At 71.5% G+C, this 15401-nt stretch carries 17 protein-coding genes; 15 read left to right on the top strand and 2 right to left on the bottom strand.

The window, feature by feature from the left end:
- Positions 1 to 161: 161 nt before the first annotated feature.
- Together IEY30_RS01815 and IEY30_RS01820 are read left to right on the top strand one after the other, a co-directional pair.
- A complete protein-coding gene (locus IEY30_RS01815) occupies positions 162 to 857 on the top strand; it encodes a helix-turn-helix transcriptional regulator (RefSeq protein WP_052358140.1) in 696 nt (231 codons plus the stop codon).
- A gap of 55 nt (positions 858 to 912) precedes the next feature.
- A complete protein-coding gene (locus IEY30_RS01820) occupies positions 913 to 1119 on the top strand; it encodes an ANTAR domain-containing protein (RefSeq protein WP_030146373.1) in 207 nt (68 codons plus the stop codon).
- Between the two features lie 138 nt (positions 1120 to 1257).
- Here the strand turns inward: IEY30_RS01820 and IEY30_RS01825 are convergent, their stop codons facing one another.
- Complete coding sequence (locus IEY30_RS01825) at positions 1258 to 1704, bottom strand: hypothetical protein (protein WP_081920258.1); 447 nt, start codon at positions 1702 to 1704, stop codon at positions 1258 to 1260.
- A gap of 203 nt (positions 1705 to 1907) precedes the next feature.
- Here IEY30_RS01825 and IEY30_RS01830 point away from each other — a divergent pair, with 203 nt between their 5' ends.
- The 3 genes from IEY30_RS01830 (at position 1908) to IEY30_RS01840 (ending at position 5100) form a co-directional block, all read left to right on the top strand.
- Entirely contained in the window at positions 1908 to 4253 is a 2346-nt protein-coding gene (locus IEY30_RS01830; protein WP_030146371.1) for a molybdopterin cofactor-binding domain-containing protein, read from the top strand.
- An 11-nt stretch (positions 4254 to 4264) separates the two neighbouring features.
- Positions 4265 to 4741, top strand: a complete 477-nt coding sequence (locus IEY30_RS01835) for a (2Fe-2S)-binding protein (protein WP_030146370.1) — start codon at positions 4265 to 4267, stop codon at positions 4739 to 4741.
- 176 nt (positions 4742 to 4917) lie between these two features.
- Positions 4918 to 5100, top strand: coding sequence for a hypothetical protein (locus IEY30_RS01840; RefSeq protein WP_156035043.1), 183 nt, complete (start codon positions 4918 to 4920; stop codon positions 5098 to 5100).
- A gap of 161 nt (positions 5101 to 5261) precedes the next feature.
- On the opposite strand, the gene IEY30_RS01845 is transcribed toward IEY30_RS01840, so the two are convergent.
- Positions 5262 to 7022: a protein kinase domain-containing protein gene (locus IEY30_RS01845; protein ID WP_052358138.1), complete on the bottom strand. Its 1761-nt coding sequence runs from the start codon at positions 7020 to 7022 to the stop codon at positions 5262 to 5264.
- A gap of 181 nt (positions 7023 to 7203) precedes the next feature.
- Between IEY30_RS01845 and IEY30_RS01850 the strand changes: the two genes are divergently transcribed.
- The 10 genes from IEY30_RS01850 to IEY30_RS01890 all read left to right on the top strand — a co-directional run bounded on the left by IEY30_RS01850 (position 7204) and on the right by IEY30_RS01890 (position 15358).
- The gene (locus IEY30_RS01850; protein WP_043415595.1) at positions 7204 to 8307 is read left to right on the top strand and encodes a YihY/virulence factor BrkB family protein; all 1104 of its coding nucleotides are present in this window, start codon (positions 7204 to 7206) and stop codon (positions 8305 to 8307) included.
- A gap of 86 nt (positions 8308 to 8393) precedes the next feature.
- Positions 8394 to 9608, top strand: a complete 1215-nt coding sequence (locus tag IEY30_RS01855; protein ID WP_030146367.1) for an FUSC family protein — start codon at positions 8394 to 8396, stop codon at positions 9606 to 9608.
- 68 nt (positions 9609 to 9676) lie between these two features.
- A complete protein-coding gene (locus IEY30_RS21745; RefSeq protein WP_030146366.1) occupies positions 9677 to 9877 on the top strand; it encodes a hypothetical protein in 201 nt (66 codons plus the stop codon).
- Positions 9878 to 9910: 33 nt separating this feature from the next.
- Entirely contained in the window at positions 9911 to 10306 is a 396-nt protein-coding gene (locus tag IEY30_RS01860) for a MerR family transcriptional regulator (RefSeq protein ID WP_229674791.1), read from the top strand.
- Positions 10307 to 10418: 112 nt separating this feature from the next.
- Complete coding sequence (locus tag IEY30_RS01865; RefSeq protein ID WP_030146364.1) at positions 10419 to 11072, top strand: MBL fold metallo-hydrolase; 654 nt, start codon at positions 10419 to 10421, stop codon at positions 11070 to 11072.
- 22 nt (positions 11073 to 11094) lie between these two features.
- Positions 11095 to 11901 carry an ABC transporter ATP-binding protein gene (locus IEY30_RS01870; RefSeq protein ID WP_030146363.1) on the top strand — a complete coding sequence of 269 codons (807 nt, stop codon included), beginning with the start codon at positions 11095 to 11097 and terminating at the stop codon, positions 11899 to 11901.
- On the top strand, positions 11877 to 13448 hold the full coding sequence (locus IEY30_RS01875; RefSeq protein WP_030146362.1) for a hypothetical protein: 1572 nt from the start codon (positions 11877 to 11879) through the stop codon (positions 13446 to 13448). Before IEY30_RS01870 ends, IEY30_RS01875 begins: the two co-directional genes overlap by 25 nt.
- 121 nt (positions 13449 to 13569) lie before the next feature.
- Positions 13570 to 13743 (top strand): hypothetical protein, encoded by a 174-nt coding sequence (locus IEY30_RS01880; protein ID WP_156035042.1) that lies wholly within the window; start codon positions 13570 to 13572, stop codon positions 13741 to 13743.
- Entirely contained in the window at positions 13740 to 14429 is a 690-nt protein-coding gene (locus IEY30_RS01885; protein ID WP_081920256.1) for a cytochrome b N-terminal domain-containing protein, read from the top strand. Before IEY30_RS01880 ends, IEY30_RS01885 begins: the two co-directional genes overlap by 4 nt.
- The gene (locus IEY30_RS01890) at positions 14426 to 15358 is read left to right on the top strand and encodes a hypothetical protein (protein WP_030146360.1); all 933 of its coding nucleotides are present in this window, start codon (positions 14426 to 14428) and stop codon (positions 15356 to 15358) included. The genes IEY30_RS01885 and IEY30_RS01890 overlap by 4 nt, the downstream gene beginning before the upstream one ends.
- The last annotated feature ends 43 nt before the right edge of the window (positions 15359 to 15401 follow it).

Here is a 15401-nt window from a genome sequence, read left to right on the forward strand (position 1 = left end):
GCTCGAACTGGGCCTCACGCTACTGCTGCGAGGGCGGTTCGGCGCGGCAAACACGGCGGCAGAACGCCGATTTCGGCCCTGGTGGCTCGAGTTTGCGATGTCGTCGCTATCCTCCAAATCAACGAAATGGAGAGTGCGTGCCAGAGAACGACAGTGACGTCATGACGTCATCGACCCGCAGAGCCGTCCTCGAGCTGCTGCAGGATGCCCAGCTGCGACCGGACCCCGGAGTCACAGCGGCCGAGGTGGGGGCCGCGCTGGGCCTGCACGTGACGACGGCGCGGTTCCACCTCGAGCGGATGGTGACCGCCGGCGTCGTCGTGACGGCCGAGAGGCGAGGGTCCGTGGGGCGTCCGCGGAAGATCTACCTCGCGGCCGAGGCTGGGACAGCACCGCTCGCGAGCCCCGAGGCGCTGCAGGCCTTCACCGAGCTGCTGACGAGTGCGTATGCCGGTGCGGCGGACGGGTCGCCGGTCGACCCCGAGGGAGCCGGGCGGCGCTGGGTCGAGGAGCGGAGCACGGCGCCGGCGCCGCCGTCGGCAGCGAGCGCCGGAGCCTGGCTCGGCAAGGTCGGGATGGCCGTGGACCTGCTCGACGAGTGGGGCTATCGGCCCGAGCTGCGCACCACGGACCGCGGTCGCACCGTCGAGCTGACGCTGCAGGAGTGCCCCTTCCTGACCATGGCCAAGGCGCACCCGGACGTCGTCTGCGGCATCCACCGCGGCCTCATCCGCGGCACCATGGCGACGGTCGGCGAGGAGGCCGCCGACGTCGACCTGCAGCCCTTCGTCACCGAACGCACCTGCCTGGCCAGGCTGACGACGACCGCCGACTTCCGCCGCGGCGCCCTGTCCTGAGCCGGCTCCCGGATCCGACCGCGCGTGCGGGTCGTCGGGTGGGTATGGCGGTGGTGTGAAGGAACTGCCCCAGCCCGCCCCGTCCTGCTCGCAGGACGGCATCGACGTGGCGGTGGCGATCGACCTCGTCATGCTCGAGCGGGGACTCAGCGCCGACGAGGCCTACGAGCTGATGCGGGTGGGCGCCGAGAGGACCGGGCGCGACCTGCGCTCCGTGGCGAGCGACGTCATCGACCTCGGGACCTCTCGCCTGCCGCGCTGACCCTCCTGCCCTGAGTCGCCACACCGGCACGCCACGAGCCAGTTCCGCGTCCGCGGCCGCACGGCATGCGACCTCGTCTCGAGCGACATGCTCCACCGTCCCGACAGGTGCCAGGGCCGTCGAGGTCAGGCGTCGAGGTCAGGCGGTGGGGTCGAGGCCCCTTGTCGACGGCACGAGCAGCCGCCGCACCGCAAGGCGGCTCACGAGCAGGGTGAGGATGAGCGCCGTCACCGGCACGAAGCTCCCGAGGCTGACCCGATCGCCGAAGACGAGGTCGACGAGCTCGAGCACGACGAACTTGCTGCCGACCAGGACGCCCCAGAGCAGCAGCCCCGCCACCACCTTGCCCAGCGGGGTCCGGGCCGCCGTGAAACGCGCCCGCGCACGCTTCTTGATGCGGACGACGACCTCGAGAACGCCCTTGAGCAGCACCGCCGTGAGCAGTGAGAGCGTGAACGTCTCGCTGATGACCGAGGGCAGGTACTCGACGAAGAGGCCCAGCACCACGACGTAGACGAGGACGTCGACGAGATCGGGCGCCCAGCGGCTCATCTCAGTGGGAGTCGAGTCGTCCTGGGTCGCCACCGGGCTCACTCTAGGGCGACCGCGAGGACCAGGCCGTGACATCGCGTCGACCGGCTCGTTGAGTCAGGGCAATCCGTGGCCGTCCGCACGACGAACCACGGACGAACGAGCACGAAACAGCACGAAGCACCACCACGCGCAGGCCAGCCTCCACCCCCGGCACCCCGGCCCCGCGTGACCGTTCCGAGAAGGGACTCCTGTCGATGACGACAACCTCTGGCCACCCGCATGCCGAAAACCCCGCCCGAGAGCCGGGCTCGCCGCCCGGTGGAGTGTCGCGGAGGAGGTTCATCGGCTTCGTCGTCGCCGGTGCCACCCTCACGGTCGCGGCGGAGATCGGCGGCGCCGAGCCCGCGTCGGCCGCGGTCCCCAGCGTCCCGCAGGTGCCTGAGCTCTACGACCTCGGCGACCTGCAGACGCACTCGGCCCTGCCGACCTCGCAGCTGATCCGCATCACCGTCGACGACCACGGGCTGGCGCACTTCGCCATCCCACGCATGGAGGTCGGCCAGGGCATCACCACGGCTGCGGCGATGATCATCGCCGAGGAGCTGTCGATGCGGGTCGAGGACGTCCGCGTGACGCTGGCACCCGCCCGACCGGAGCTCGTCTTCAACCAGCTCACGGGCGGCTCCAACACGATGCAGTCGATGTTCACGCCGATCCGCGTCGCGGCCGCCGTGGCCAGGGGCGCGCTGCTGCAGGCCGCGGCCACCGAGCTCGGTGCGACCGTGGCCTCGCTCGTGGCCAAGGGCGGCGTCGTCACCGCTCCCGACGGCAGCAGCCGGACGTATGCCGAGCTGTCGGGCGCCGCTGCGAGCTCGACGACCACGGCCGTCGACGTCGAGCTGTCCCCGACGAGCTCGTTCGACGTCGTCGGCACCCCCCGCAGCAGGGTCGACGCGCTCGAGGCCGTGACCGGTCGCAAGCGCTTCACGATGGACCTCGACGTGCCCGACGCGCTGCCGACGATGGTGTGCCGTCCTCCGACGCTCAACGGCTCACCGCGCAGCATCGACAACCTCGCTGCCGTCCTGGGCATGCCGGGGGTCACCGACGTCGTCGCCGTCGACACCGGCGTCGCCGTGCGCGCAGCGACGTTCGGCCAGTGCATCGACGCCGTGCGGGCGCTGCGCGTCACGTGGGCCGGAGGCACGGTCGAGGGGGAGTCGGACGACTCGGTGCTCGCTCGTCTCAAGGCCGCCGAGCTGCCGATGGCCGTGCCCAAGGTGCCGCTGCTGACGCAGACCGTCGACATGAGGTTCGAGTTCATGTTCCGCAGCAGTGCGGCGCTCGAGCCGAACTGCGCGATCGCGGACGTCCGTGACGACCGTGCCACCGTGTGGGCCGGACTCAAGGCGCCGATCGTCGCCCAGCGCAACATCGCCAAGGCGCTCGGCCTGCCGATCGCGAAGGTCGACGTCAACGTCGTCACGGGCGGAGGGTCCTTCGGGCACAAGCTCTTCGGCGACGCCGCCATCGAGGCCGCGAAGATCTCGAGGGCGATGCGCAAGCCCGTCAAGCTCCTGTGGCACCGGGCCGACGAGCCTCGCCAGGGGCGTACGCACCCGATGGCGACGTCGCGCATCCGCGCCACGCTGCTCGCGGGCGAGGTGCTCACCTTCGAGCAGCGGCACACGAGCATCAAGACCGACTTCTCGCACGGGCTCGGCGAGCGGCTCACGGCGATGGCCTCCGAGCTGCCGGCCGGTCTGGGCAACCTTGGCCTCGCCGAGTCGATCTTCACCCTGACCCAGGAGCTGCCCTACGACTTCGGCGTCGTGACCCAGCTGCTCAGCGAGGTCGACATGGGCTTCAACACCGGCAGCATGCGCAACATCTACTCGCCCGACGTCGCGTGTGCCAACGAGCTGTTCATCGACCAGCTCGCCAAGAAGGTGCGCAAGGACCCACTCGCCTTCCGGCTCGCGTTCCTGCGCAACGAGCGCGTCAAGGCGTGTCTGCGCAAGGTCGCCGAGGTCGGGCAGTGGGGTCGGTCGATGCCGCCCGGCACGGCCCAGGGGATCGCGATCCACTCCGAGTACAAGGGCGCGACGGCGGTCCTCGTCGAGATCGACTGCCGTCCCGAGACGGTGGGGCGGCAGATCCGCGACGCCGTCACGGGACCCCGGGTCACCAAGGCGGTCATCGCCGTCGACGCGGGACTCGTCGTCAACCCCCGCGGCCTGGAGGCGCAGATGATGGGCGGCGTGTCCGACGGCATCGCCCTCGCGCTGACGAGCAGCAACCACCTCCAGGACGGCCACTTCCTCGAGGCGAGCTGGGACAACTACTTCTACACGCGCCAGTGGAACGTGCCGCCGAGCTTCGAGTGCATCGTCATGCCCTCGGACGCGCAGCTGCCCGGCGGGGCGGGGGAGGCCGGCGTCGCCGCCTCCGTCGCCGCGACGGCCTGCGCCTTCGCCCGGGCGACCGGCACCGTCCCGACCCGGTTCCCGATCAACCACGGGACGGTGTCGTTCACCCCCAAGACCTTCGTCCCGCCGGTGCCGCCGTCGCCCACCGACGGCCTGACCCACACCTACTGAGGAGCATCTCCATGGCACAACACACCTTCCGGGTGAACGGCGAGGCCGTCACGGTCAACGTCGCCGACGACGTCAGGCTCCTCTGGGTCCTGCGCGACGTCCTCGGCATCACCGGACCGAAGTACGGCTGCGGGATCAACGTCTGCAAGGCCTGCACCTCGCACATCAACGGCAAGGCCTTCAACCCCTGCTCGGTGCAGGTCAAGGACGTGGGCCCCGACGACGAGATCACGACGATCGAAGGGCTCCCCGACACGGTCGGCGCCGACCTGCACCCCATGCAGGAGGCGTGGCTCGAGCGGGACGTCGCCCAGTGCGGCTACTGCCAGCCGGGCCAGATCATGGCGGCGGTCGCCCTCGTGCGCAAGGTGCGGGCCGAGGGCCGCCAGATCACCGACGAGGACCTGGACGGCATACGCAACGTCTGTCGGTGCGGCACCTACAACCGCATCCGGGAGGCGGTCCGGGACGGCGCGGCCCGAATGTAGCCGACGTCTGAAGGGCCTTCGAGCGATACCGTCGCGATACCGTGGCTTGTACGTTCCTTGAGACTTTCTTGCAGAAATCGGGCATTAAGGATCATTGGGCCGAATGGGGCTGGTACACCTGTACCTGGCAGACCGGCCGCAGGGACGAGCCGGCCACCGCGACCAGGGAGACCTCGATGAGCGCAATGACGCCGAGCGACGACGAGACGATCGCCACGGTGATGACGGGCACCGAGCGAGCCGCCATGCTCGAGCGTCTCGTGCAGGCCTGCACGACGAGCGTCGTCGCACCGGTCGGCGCCTCGCGGAACCGAGCAGGGCACTCCACGCGTTCACTGGTCATGTGGCGCTGCCCGTGACGAGTCGCCTCGTCGTCCGCTGAGCCCCATCCCGAGCACCCCGCCGACCGCGGCGCCCCGCCCACGATCTGAGGGCATGGCCACCCGAACGCGGTCGGCGGGGCTCGGTACGTCCGGGGCCGGACGACGTGGTGCAGCGCCCACGCGTCAGCCGGCCGCGCTCAGAGCCGGCGGCTGCTGAGCACCGACGAGCGGTCGATCTTCAGGACCCCGCCGTCGTCGACGAGCGTGTACGACGTGCGCTCCTCGTAGCGGCGGCCGTCGGCGAAGGCGTAGCGCAGGGTGGCGACGACCGATCCCGGTGCCGACCCCGACGCCTGACGGACGCTCACGGAGTCGACCGACGACCAGAAGCGTTCGTACGTCGAGCGGCTGCCCGCGGTCGTCGACCGATAGCGGTCGGTGAGACGGGCCCACCCGGCGTCCCTGTTGTCGGGGAGCAGTGCGTAGTAGTCGCGCACGGCCTTCGCGAGCTCGGCGTCGGTCGTGCCGGCGGGCGCCGTCGAGGGTGTCGTGGACGGCGCCTTCGAGGGCGTCGACGGCGTCGAAGGCGTGGGGGTGGGCTTGGCCGGCGTGCTCGCCGAGGGCTGCTCGGCCTTGGACGTGCTGGGAGGCGGAGTGCTCGGCCGCGGTGTGGCGCTGGAGGTCACCGCGGGCGGTGCGGCCTGGCCGGCCGAGGGGCGCTCGCCCCGCAGGGCCCAGACGACCAGCCCGAGACCCACGAGCACGATGACGCCGGCCAGCAGGAGCAGGCGCCGGCGTCGCTCGGCCGGTGCCTCCCGGGTGGTGCCCGGAGGAATGGCGTATGCCGGATGGCCGGCCCCCTCGTGCACAGCGGGCTCACGAGTGGGCTCCTCGACAGGCTCCGGGGTGGGCTCCACCGCAGGTTTCTCGGCCGGCTCCACGGGCGGTGCGGCGGCGGACGTCGCGGGTGCCGCGGCTGCCAGGCGAGAGGTGGGTGACGTCGTCGGCGCCGACGGTTCGACGGCTTCTGCAGTGGTTTCTGCAGGGGCTCCTGCGGCGGCGGCCCCGGCCACGGGCAGCACCCGCGTCCGGCTCGGACGGTCCGTGTCGGGCTGGTCGGTGACGTCGCGGGTCGCGCGCCCCGCGGCGATCTCGGCGAGCTGGTCCGAGACCTTCCGCATCGACGGGCGGTCCTCGGGCGCGGGGGCGAGCATCGCGAGCAGGAGAGCGGTGAGAGGGCCGTCCGAGGGCGGGTTGATCGAGCCGGACGCGACCCGGTGCAGCAGCGCCATCGCGTTGTCGCCGGTGCCAAAGGGCGGAGACCCCTCGACGGCGGCATAGAGCGTCGCGCCGAGGGAGAAGACGTCGGAGGCTGCGCTCGACGACGTGCCGCGGGCGACCTCGGGTGCGAGGTAGGCCGGGGTCCCCGTGACCATGCCGGTCGAGGTGAGCGAGGCGTCGCCCAGCGCGTGGGAGATGCCGAAGTCGGTGATCCGCGCCGTGCCGTCGTCGGCGACGAGGACGTTGCCGGGCTTGACGTCGCGGTGCACGATGTCGGCCCGGTGAGCGGCAGCGAGGGCCGCGGCGAGCTCGCTCCCGATGCGGGCCACCTCGCGGGGCGGCAGAGGCCCCCGCTCGGTCAGCACGGCCTGGAGGCTGTGCGAGGGAAGGTACTGCATGACGAGGCACGGCGAGCCCTCGTGGTCCACGACGTCGAAGACGGGAACGGCGTTGGGGTGGTGCAGGCGCGCCGTGATCCGGGCCTCGCGCATGGCGCGGTCATGGGCGACGCGGGCCTCGTCCTCCGGCAGGCCGACGGGGGAGTGCAGCTGCTTGACGGCCACGGCACGGTTGAGCCGCTCGTCCCAGGCCAGCCACACGTGCCCCATGCCGCCGGTGCCGATCCGGTTCATCAGCCGGTAGCGGTCGGCGATGAGGACGGGTGGTGCTTGCGCCATCCTCGTCTCCTTCCGGTGCGTGCGGGATCCGGCTCGTCGCTGCGTGGTGCATGGGGGTGGTGCGTCTAGGTCGTACCCACACCAGCGCCCCATGCTGCCACTGGCCCGCCCGGCGCATCGAACCGGGTGCTCGAGGCGCCGATGCGGTGCGCCGTCCCCGTCCACTGGGTACGCGGGGGGCATGGCTCCAGCAGACGACTACGTGCGCGACCCCTCGAAGCGCAGCGACCGCACTCCCGACTCTTCCGGCGACTCCGCTCGCGACTCCGCCCACGACTCGGCCGGCGACTCGGCTCCCGAATCGCCCCGCGACTCGGCGCCGGACGGCCCGACGGACCTGCCGCGCTCCTCTCTCGTCGCCGTGCTCAAGCGCGCGCGCGTCGAGTTCAAGCGTGACAGTCTCACCGACCTCGCGGCGTCGCTGACCTACTACGGCCTGCTCTCGATCGCGCCGGCCCTCGTCGTGCTCGTCGCCGCTCTGGGGCTGCTCGGCCGTGATGCCACGGCCCAGGTCGTCGACCAGGTGCAGGCCGTGGCACCGGGCTCCAGCGCCGACTTCGTGCGCACCCTCGTCGCCCAGGCGCAGGCCAACCGGACCGGTGCCGGCCTGGGTGCGGTGCTCGGCCTGCTCGTGGCCCTGTGGTCGGCCTCCGGCTACGTGTCGGCCTTCATGCGGGCTTCCAACGTCATCTACGACATACCTGAGGGTCGGCCCATCTGGAAGACCATCCCCATCCGCGTCGGGGTCACGTTGTTCGCCGTCGTGGTCATGATCATCAGCGCGGTCATCGTCGTGGTGAGCGGACCAGTGGCGCAGCAGATCGGTGGCCTCCTGGGCGCAGGCGACACGGCACTCCTCGTGTGGGGCGTGCTCAAGTGGCCGGTCCTGCTGGTCCTCGTCTCCGTGCTCTTCGCGGTGCTGTTCTGGGCCAGCCCCAACGCGAAGCAGGGCGGCGTCAAGTGGGTCAGCCCCGGCGGCATCATCGCCGTGCTCATCTGGCTCGTGGTCTCCGGGCTCTTCGCCGTCTACGTCGCCTTCTTCTCGTCGTACAACAAGACCTACGGCTCACTCGCCGGCGTCGTGGTCTTCCTCGTGTGGCTCTGGCTGACGAACATCGCGATCCTGCTCGGGGCCGAGGTCAACGCCGAGCTCGACCGCAGCCGCGCCATCGCGGAGGGGGTGCCCGAGGACCTCGAGCCGTTCGCGGAGCCGCGCGACACCCGTGCCATGGACGACATCGACAAGCGGGCGGTCGCCGAGGCCGCCGAGCGCAGGTCGAGCTGACCTCCGGCGCCCCCTAGAGTGGGGCCCGTGGGAGACGACGCACGCGTCGTGCCGGGCGTGTGGGCACCCCGCGGGGGCGGTGACCGGTGAGCCAGTGGCAGGACGACACGAGACAACGACTGCGCGCCCTGCGCCGCGCGCTGCACCAGCCCGGCCCCGAGCGCGACGCGCTCCTGCTGCTCGTCAAGGCCGCCATCGCGACGGTGCTGGCGTGGCAGTTCGCCGTCCGGGTGCTCGACAGCCCGGTTCCGTTCTACGCACCCATGGCGGCCCTGCTCGTCGTCGACCGCACGATGGTGCGCTCGCTCTCGGCGAGCGCGCAACGCATCGCCGCGGTGGTCCTCGGCCTCAGCGTCGCCTGGGTCGTCGCGACCGTCTTCGGCGTCTACTGGTGGACGATGTTCGGGGTCATCCTCGTCTCACTGGTCATCGGACGGTGGTCGAGGCTCGGCGACCACGGCATCCAGGTCCCCGCGATGGTGCTGCTCTCACTCATCACCGCCAAGGGGACCAACGAGGAGTTCACCTACCTCACGATCGTCGAGACGATCGCGGGCGGCGTCATCGGCGTGGCGACCAACGCGATCGTGTTCGCGCCGCTCCACCTGACCAAGCCTCGCCAGAGGGTGTCGGCCCTGGCCCGGCAGGTGCGCGAGCTCCTCGACGAGATGGCGGAGGGGTTGCGGGGCGACTGGGACGCGAAGGCGGCGAACCGGTGGTACCGCCGTGGCAGCGAGATCGCCGAGAAGGCTCCCTTCGTCATCGAGGACATCCGCACGGGGCGCGAGAGCACACGGTTCAACCTGCGCGGCAACATCCGGCCGGCCGACATCGACTGGGAGGGCTACGAGCACACCGTCAAGACGCTGCGCCGGATGCTCTGGCAGGCGACGGGAATCGCCCGGACCCTCGTCGACGCCGCGGACGAGCGACGGCACCAGCCCACCCCGTCGGAGTCGTTCCTCAGCGAGTACGCGGACGCCCTCGGGGGCCTCGCGAGGGCCGTCTCGCAGTTCGGGAAACACGACGACGAGGCCGCCGCGAAGTTCGACGACGGCATCCGCACGGCGTACGACGTGCTGACCAGGCTTCGCGAGGAGGTGCGCACGACCCCGCTGGAGGACCCCGACGAGTGGCCCGTCTACGGCTCGCTCATCAGCGACTCGTTGCGTGCGCTCGCCGAGCTCGAAGCCGCCCGGGAGTCCGCGGTCGTGCCCACCGACACCGGCTCCCTGCGGCTGCCGCCGGCGTCGTCGCCGGTCTGGTCACGCCTGCGGCGACAGGGTCGCAGGAGTCCGTGACGGATGGCGCGTAACCTGCGCGGCGCTCTCCTCGTTCCCAGACAGACCGCCGACGACAGGAGAACGCCGTGCCGCGCCCGAGCTGCAGCCAGCACCCGTCGACGAGCCCGGCGCCCGCCGAGGGCAGGTGCTGGACCTGGCCGGCCGCGCAGCAGCGCAGGCTCTCGGGGGTCCTCGGTGTCGGACGGGCCCGGCAGCGGCGCCTGCGCTCGGCCCTGTGCCGGGTCACGGACGACGGTCGCGAGCACGACTCCACGCCGCACGCTTGACTTGGAGTGCACTCCAACCCCGACCATGGGCTGGTGACTGTCACCGCACCGGCCGAGGGACTGACCATCGCCGAGGCCGCCGAGCGCACCGGCCTGACCCCGCACACCCTGCGCTACTACGAGCGCGACGGGCTCATGCTCCGGGGCGTGCGCCGCACGAGCTCCGGCCACCGCGTCTACACCGAGCGCGACCTGACGTGGGTCACGATGCTGACGCGCCTGCGCGCCACGGGGATGTCGATCCGCGAGGTCAAGGCGTATGCCGCCCTGTGCCGTCAGGGCGACGGCAACGAGACCGAGCGGCTGGCCCTCCTGCAGACCCACCGGGCCCGGGTGCTCGCGCAGCTCGCCGAGGTCCACGACCACCTCGCGGCGATCGACGTCAAGATCGAGATGTACGAGGCCAGACTCACGCACGTCGACGCCTGACCGCACGCCGATCTCCTGACGACGCAGCGGCTGCGACGGACGCAGTGGCTTGGCCGCAGGCGTGGGCTGTGTCTCGCCCGTCGGCCGAGCCGGCGCGTGGTTAGGTGGAGCCATGCGCGTGACTCACCTCGGACATGCGTGCCTCCTCGTCGAGGCCGCCGACCGTCGCATCCTCATCGACCCGGGCAGCTTCTCGTCGGGGTTCGAGGACCTCACCGACCTCGACGCGGTGCTCGTGACCCACAACCACGCGGACCACTTCGACGCCGAGCGGGTCGCCGCGCTGCTGCGCTCCAACCCGAGCGCCACGGTGCACACCGACCCCTTGACGGCAGAGAAGCTGCGTGCCGAGGGGCTCGACGCGGTGCCGTCACGGCAAGGCGAGGACTTCGCCGTCGGCGACGTGACCGTGACACCCGTGGGCGAGCTGCACGCGTTCAACCACGCGAAGATGCCGCGCATCCCCAACGTCGGCGTCGTCCTGCGGGCCGACGGCGAGCCGTCGCTCTACCACCCCGGCGACGCCTACGACGGCGAGCCCGGTCCGGTCGACGTGCTCGCGCACCCGCTCAACGCGCCCTGGGCTGCCAGCCGCGACTCCATCGACTTCGTGGGCCGCGTCGCGCCCCGGGTGTTCATCCCGATCCACGACGCGCTGCTGAGCGAGCTCGGGCACCGGATGTACTCCGGCCACGTCGAGCAGTTCTCGGGGGTGGAGGGCCTGACCTACGTCCCCCTCCGCGACGCCGAGTCCGCGACCTTCTGACGCTCGACCTCGGGGGAGCGACATGAGCGACATCACCGATCTGCCTGCGCCGCAAGGAGGCCCGGCCGACGGGCCGGCCATCGCACTGCGCGGCCTCGGCAAGCGCTTCGGCGACCTCATCGCCGTCAAGGGCATCGACCTCGACGTGCCGCGGGGCTCGTTCTTCGGTCTCGTCGGACCCAACGGTGCCGGCAAGACGACGACCTTGTCGATGGTCACCGGGCTGCTGCGACCCGACGCCGGCCAGGCGTTCGTCCTCGGCCGCGACGTCTGGTCCGACCCGGTCGCGAGCAAGCGCCTCATCGGGGTCCTCCCCGACGGGCTCAAGCTCTTCGACCGCCTCACCGGCCTCCAGCTCATCACGTATGCCGGCCTGCTCCGGGGCATGTCCCGCGAGCTCGCGTCGGAGCGGGCTGCCGAGCTCGTGGCCGCCCTCGGCCTGACCGAGGCCCAGGGCAAGCTGGTCGTCGACTACTCGGCCGGCATGACCAAGAAGGTGACCTTGGCGTCGGCGCTCGTCCACGGTCCACGGGTGCTCGTGCTCGACGAGCCGTTCGAGGCCGTCGACCCCGTCTCGGCCGCGACGATCCGGCGGATCCTCTCCGGGTTCGTCGAGTCCGGTGGCACGGTCGTCCTCTCGAGCCACGTCATGGACCTCGTCGAGCGCATCTGCACCCACGTCGCCGTCATCTCGGACGGCACCGTCCTGGCCACGGGCGAGCTCGACGCCGTCCGGGGCGGCCGCACGCTCGAGGAGCGGTTCGTCGACCTCGTCGGCGGGTCCACCGAGGTGGTGGGGCTGTCGTGGTTGCGCACCTCGTCCGACTGAAGCTCACCCTGCTGCGCAACATCTTCCGGCGCAGCCTGGCCCAGGCGATCGGCGCCGTCGTCGGCATCGTCTACTTCGCCGTGCTCGTGGCCGGGCTCGCCGTCATCCTCGCGACGTTCCGGGCCTCGCTCGACGCCGCGCGCGTCGTCATCCCGCTGGCCGGCGCCGCCGGGATCATCCTCTGGACGGTCGTGCCGCTCTTCTCGTTCGGGTCGGACCCGACGCTCGACCCGGGGCGCTTCGCCACCTTCGCCGTGCCGCACCGCGACCTCGCCGTCGGCCTCCTGGCGGCAGCGCTCGTCGGGCTGCCCGCGATCGCCTCGACGGTGCTCTCGCTCGGTGTCGTCGTGGCGTGGTCGCACACCGCGCTGTCGACGGCTGTCGCCGTCGTCGCGACCGCCATCGGCCTGCTCACCGCCATCACGACGAGCCGCTGGGTCTCGGCGATCATGACGAGCGCCATCTCGAGCCGCCGGGGGCGTGACGTCGTCGCGGTGCTCGGGCTGCTGCTGCTCGTCGTCATCGGCCCGGCCGTGTCCGTGGTCGCCAACCTCGGCACTGACCTGCGTGAACTGGCCACGACGGCTGCGGGGATCGTCGCCTGGTCACCCCTCGGCTGGGCCTGGGCCGCCCCGGGCGACGTGGCGGCCGGTGACCTGGGCAACGGGATCGTGCGGCTGCTCCTGGCCGCAGGCCTGCTCGTGGTCGTCTTCCAGCTCTGGTCGCGGGTGCTGCGCGACGAGGTCGACAACCCGCGCGCCGTGTCGCGCACCGACTCGGGTGCGTCGCTGGGCGACGACCTCGGACTGCTCGCGCGGTTGCCCGGCACGCCGCTCGGCGCCGTGGCCGCGCGGGTGCTGACCTACTGGCGGCGTGACCCGCGCTACCAGATCAGCATGGCCATGACGCCGCTCGTCCCGCTCGCGCTGCTCGTGCCGTTCATCGCCGGCGACGTCCCGTGGACGCCGCTGCTCATGGGCCCGCTCGTCGCCTTCCTCCTCGGCTGGAGCGAGCACAACGCGGTCGCCTACGAGTCCGATGCGCTCTGGCTGCACGTCGTGTCCGGTGTTTCGGGCCGGGACGACCGGCGCGGGCGCATCGTGCCGGCACTTCTGCTCGCCGCCGTCCTCGTGCCCGTCTACGTCCTCGTCGGGGTCGCCGTCGCCAGACGGTGGGACCTGCTCCCGGCCGTGCTCGGCCTGTCGGTGGGCCTGCTCGGGTCGGGGTATGCCGTGTCGAGCGTCATGAACGTCGTGCTGCCCTACCCCGTGCCGGAGTCGGGGGACAGCCCCTTCAACGCGCCACCGGGGGCCGCCGGAATAACCATCGCCGCCCAGTCGCTGGCCAGCCTAGCGACGATCGCGCTCACGGCACCGACGACCCTGCTCGCCTGGCTGGCGTGGCAGGGGTCGGCGTGGGCCGGCTGGGCCGCCGGCCTCGTCGGGGTCTGCCTCGGCGTCGTCGTCGGTCTCGTCGGGGTGGGGGCGGGTGCCCGTCTCTACGACCGGCGCGCGCCGGAGCTGCTGTCGACCCTCCGACGCACCTGAGCGTTTCCGGGGAACATCCGGTTCCGGTGCGCACCGGCCCCGAGGCGACCTACTCTTACGTTGTGTAGTAGGTCTGCACCGGGCAGGAGGACTCACATCTTCGCGCTCCCGGAGGCCAGACATGATCACCCAGTTGCTCGCCGTGTCACAGCCGGTGCCCGCAGGACCAGTCGTCCAGTGGGGCTGGCTGACGATCACCGTCGCCAACCTCGTCGTCATCCTCGCGATGGTCGTCGTCTTCGTGCTCGCGCTCGTGCTGCCGTTCCCCTCCGACCGTGAGGACGAGGACCGATGAGCAGGGCGGAGGTCTCCCCGCGCGCCACGTCGGAGGCGTCCTCGGCCGGTGCGGGACGCACGACCTGGACCGCCGCCGTCACGCGGTGGGTCGACGGCCTCGTGCCCAAGGGCCAGTGGCTGCCTGACCGGCAGCCGGTCTACGTCGCGTCGTGGATCTACGTGTTCGGGGTCGCCTGTCTCAGCAGCCTGGTCGTCATCATCGTCTCGGGCCTGGTGCTGACCCTCGGCGGTGTCACGTGGTGGCACACGAGCTCGTTCGGTCACTTCGTCAACTCCGTGCACCTCTGGAGCGTCGAGCTGTTCTTCGCCACGATGGTGATCCACATGTGGGGCAAGTTCTTCATGGCCTCATGGCGGGGCAACCGCGGAATGACCTGGGCGACAGGCGCGCTCGCCTTCTTCGGCTCCTTGGGGACGGCCTTCACGGGCTACCTCATCCAGACCAACTTCGACTCGCAGTGGATCTCGACCCAGGCCAAGGACGGGCTCAACGCTGCCGGCATCGGGGCGTACTTCAACGTCATGAACCTCGGGCAGATGGTGCTGTGGCACGTCTCGCTCCTGCCCCTGGTCGTCGGTGGCATCGTCACCGTGCACGTGGTCCTCGTGCGGCGTCGGGGCGTCGCGCCACCCATCGACGCGACGGACCCGACGGCTGACGCCGGCGAGAAGGTCGCGACATGAGCAGGGGGACCGGTGGATGGGGACCCACGCCCGACGCGCACGCCTTCCCCACCCGTCGCTACGACCTCGTCAAGGAGTTCGTCATCGCGCTCGCGGTGGTCTCGGTCCTCTCCGTCGTCGCCGCGCTCGTCTTCTCCTCGCCGGACGAGCCGGCGATCTCCTTGCAGCAGTGGGCCCGTCAGGCTCCGTCCGACGTCGTCGCCACGGCCGCCGGTGAGCTGGCCGGGACGACGACGAGCGCCGGCTACGGTCCGCCGTACAACACCGCGAGCGAGGGGCAGAGCCTGGGACCGGTCGACCTGCAGTCGCTGCCGGGTGTCACCCAGCCGGTCGACCCGGCCAAGGACCTCGTCCTCGACCCGGTGCGCACCCTCACCTCCGACGCCGCCTCCAGCGCCGCCGTTCGGGTGTGGGACGCGGCGTCCGCGGACCGGCAGCAGGCGTGGGCCTCGGCCTACGTGGACGCGCTGGCCGCCGCGCCGGACGGTGACCCGGCCAAGGTCGCGAGCGGTGACTACGGACCGGTCCCGGCCATCGCCGCAGCCGAGCTGCGACTGGCCGAGAGCGGGTCGCTCGAGGGCCTGCTCACGTCGCGCACGAGCTTCTTCGGGGTCGACAGCACCAAGGCGCTGCTGCTCCTCGCGGACGGCACCCACCTCGAGGACGCGGCGCGCGCGCAGAACCTCGGTGGAGACCAGTGGGGCATCATGAACGAGACGGGCAACTACCCGGGCCAGCCGTGGCTGTGGCTGTACTCGCTGTGGTACCAGGTGCCGCCGTTCTCGACGTCGGACAACGCCGACATCGCCGTCTGGGCCCTGATGATCGTGCTCAGCATCGGCTTCGTCTGCATCCCGTGGATCCCCGGGCTGCGGACCCTGCCGAAGCACCTCGGGGTGCACCGCCTGGTCTGGCGCACCCGACGTTGAGAGCGCTCGTGGGCGTATGCCGGGTGGCGGGCCACCCGGCATA

Origin of the sequence: Terrabacter tumescens (assembly GCF_014646815.1) — a bacterium.
GTDB lineage: Bacteria > Actinomycetota > Actinomycetes > Actinomycetales > Dermatophilaceae > Terrabacter > Terrabacter tumescens.

Coding starts and splice junctions, on each gene's coding strand:
- IEY30_RS01815 (WP_052358140.1), top strand. CDS start 162: ATGACGTCATCGACCCGCAGAGCCGTCCTCGAGCTGCTGCAGGATGCC.
- IEY30_RS01830 (WP_030146371.1), top strand. CDS start 1,908: ATGACGACAACCTCTGGCCACCCGCATGCCGAAAACCCCGCCCGAGAG.
- IEY30_RS01835 (WP_030146370.1), top strand. CDS start 4,265: ATGGCACAACACACCTTCCGGGTGAACGGCGAGGCCGTCACGGTCAAC.
- IEY30_RS01840 (WP_156035043.1), top strand. CDS start 4,918: ATGAGCGCAATGACGCCGAGCGACGACGAGACGATCGCCACGGTGATG.
- IEY30_RS01845 (WP_052358138.1), bottom strand. CDS start 7,022: ATGGCGCAAGCACCACCCGTCCTCATCGCCGACCGCTACCGGCTGATG.
- IEY30_RS01850 (WP_043415595.1), top strand. CDS start 7,204: ATGGCTCCAGCAGACGACTACGTGCGCGACCCCTCGAAGCGCAGCGAC.
- IEY30_RS01865 (WP_030146364.1), top strand. CDS start 10,419: ATGCGCGTGACTCACCTCGGACATGCGTGCCTCCTCGTCGAGGCCGCC.
- IEY30_RS01870 (WP_030146363.1), top strand. CDS start 11,095: ATGAGCGACATCACCGATCTGCCTGCGCCGCAAGGAGGCCCGGCCGAC.
- IEY30_RS01880 (WP_156035042.1), top strand. CDS start 13,570: ATGATCACCCAGTTGCTCGCCGTGTCACAGCCGGTGCCCGCAGGACCA.
- IEY30_RS01885 (WP_081920256.1), top strand. CDS start 13,740: ATGAGCAGGGCGGAGGTCTCCCCGCGCGCCACGTCGGAGGCGTCCTCG.
- IEY30_RS01890 (WP_030146360.1), top strand. CDS start 14,426: ATGAGCAGGGGGACCGGTGGATGGGGACCCACGCCCGACGCGCACGCC.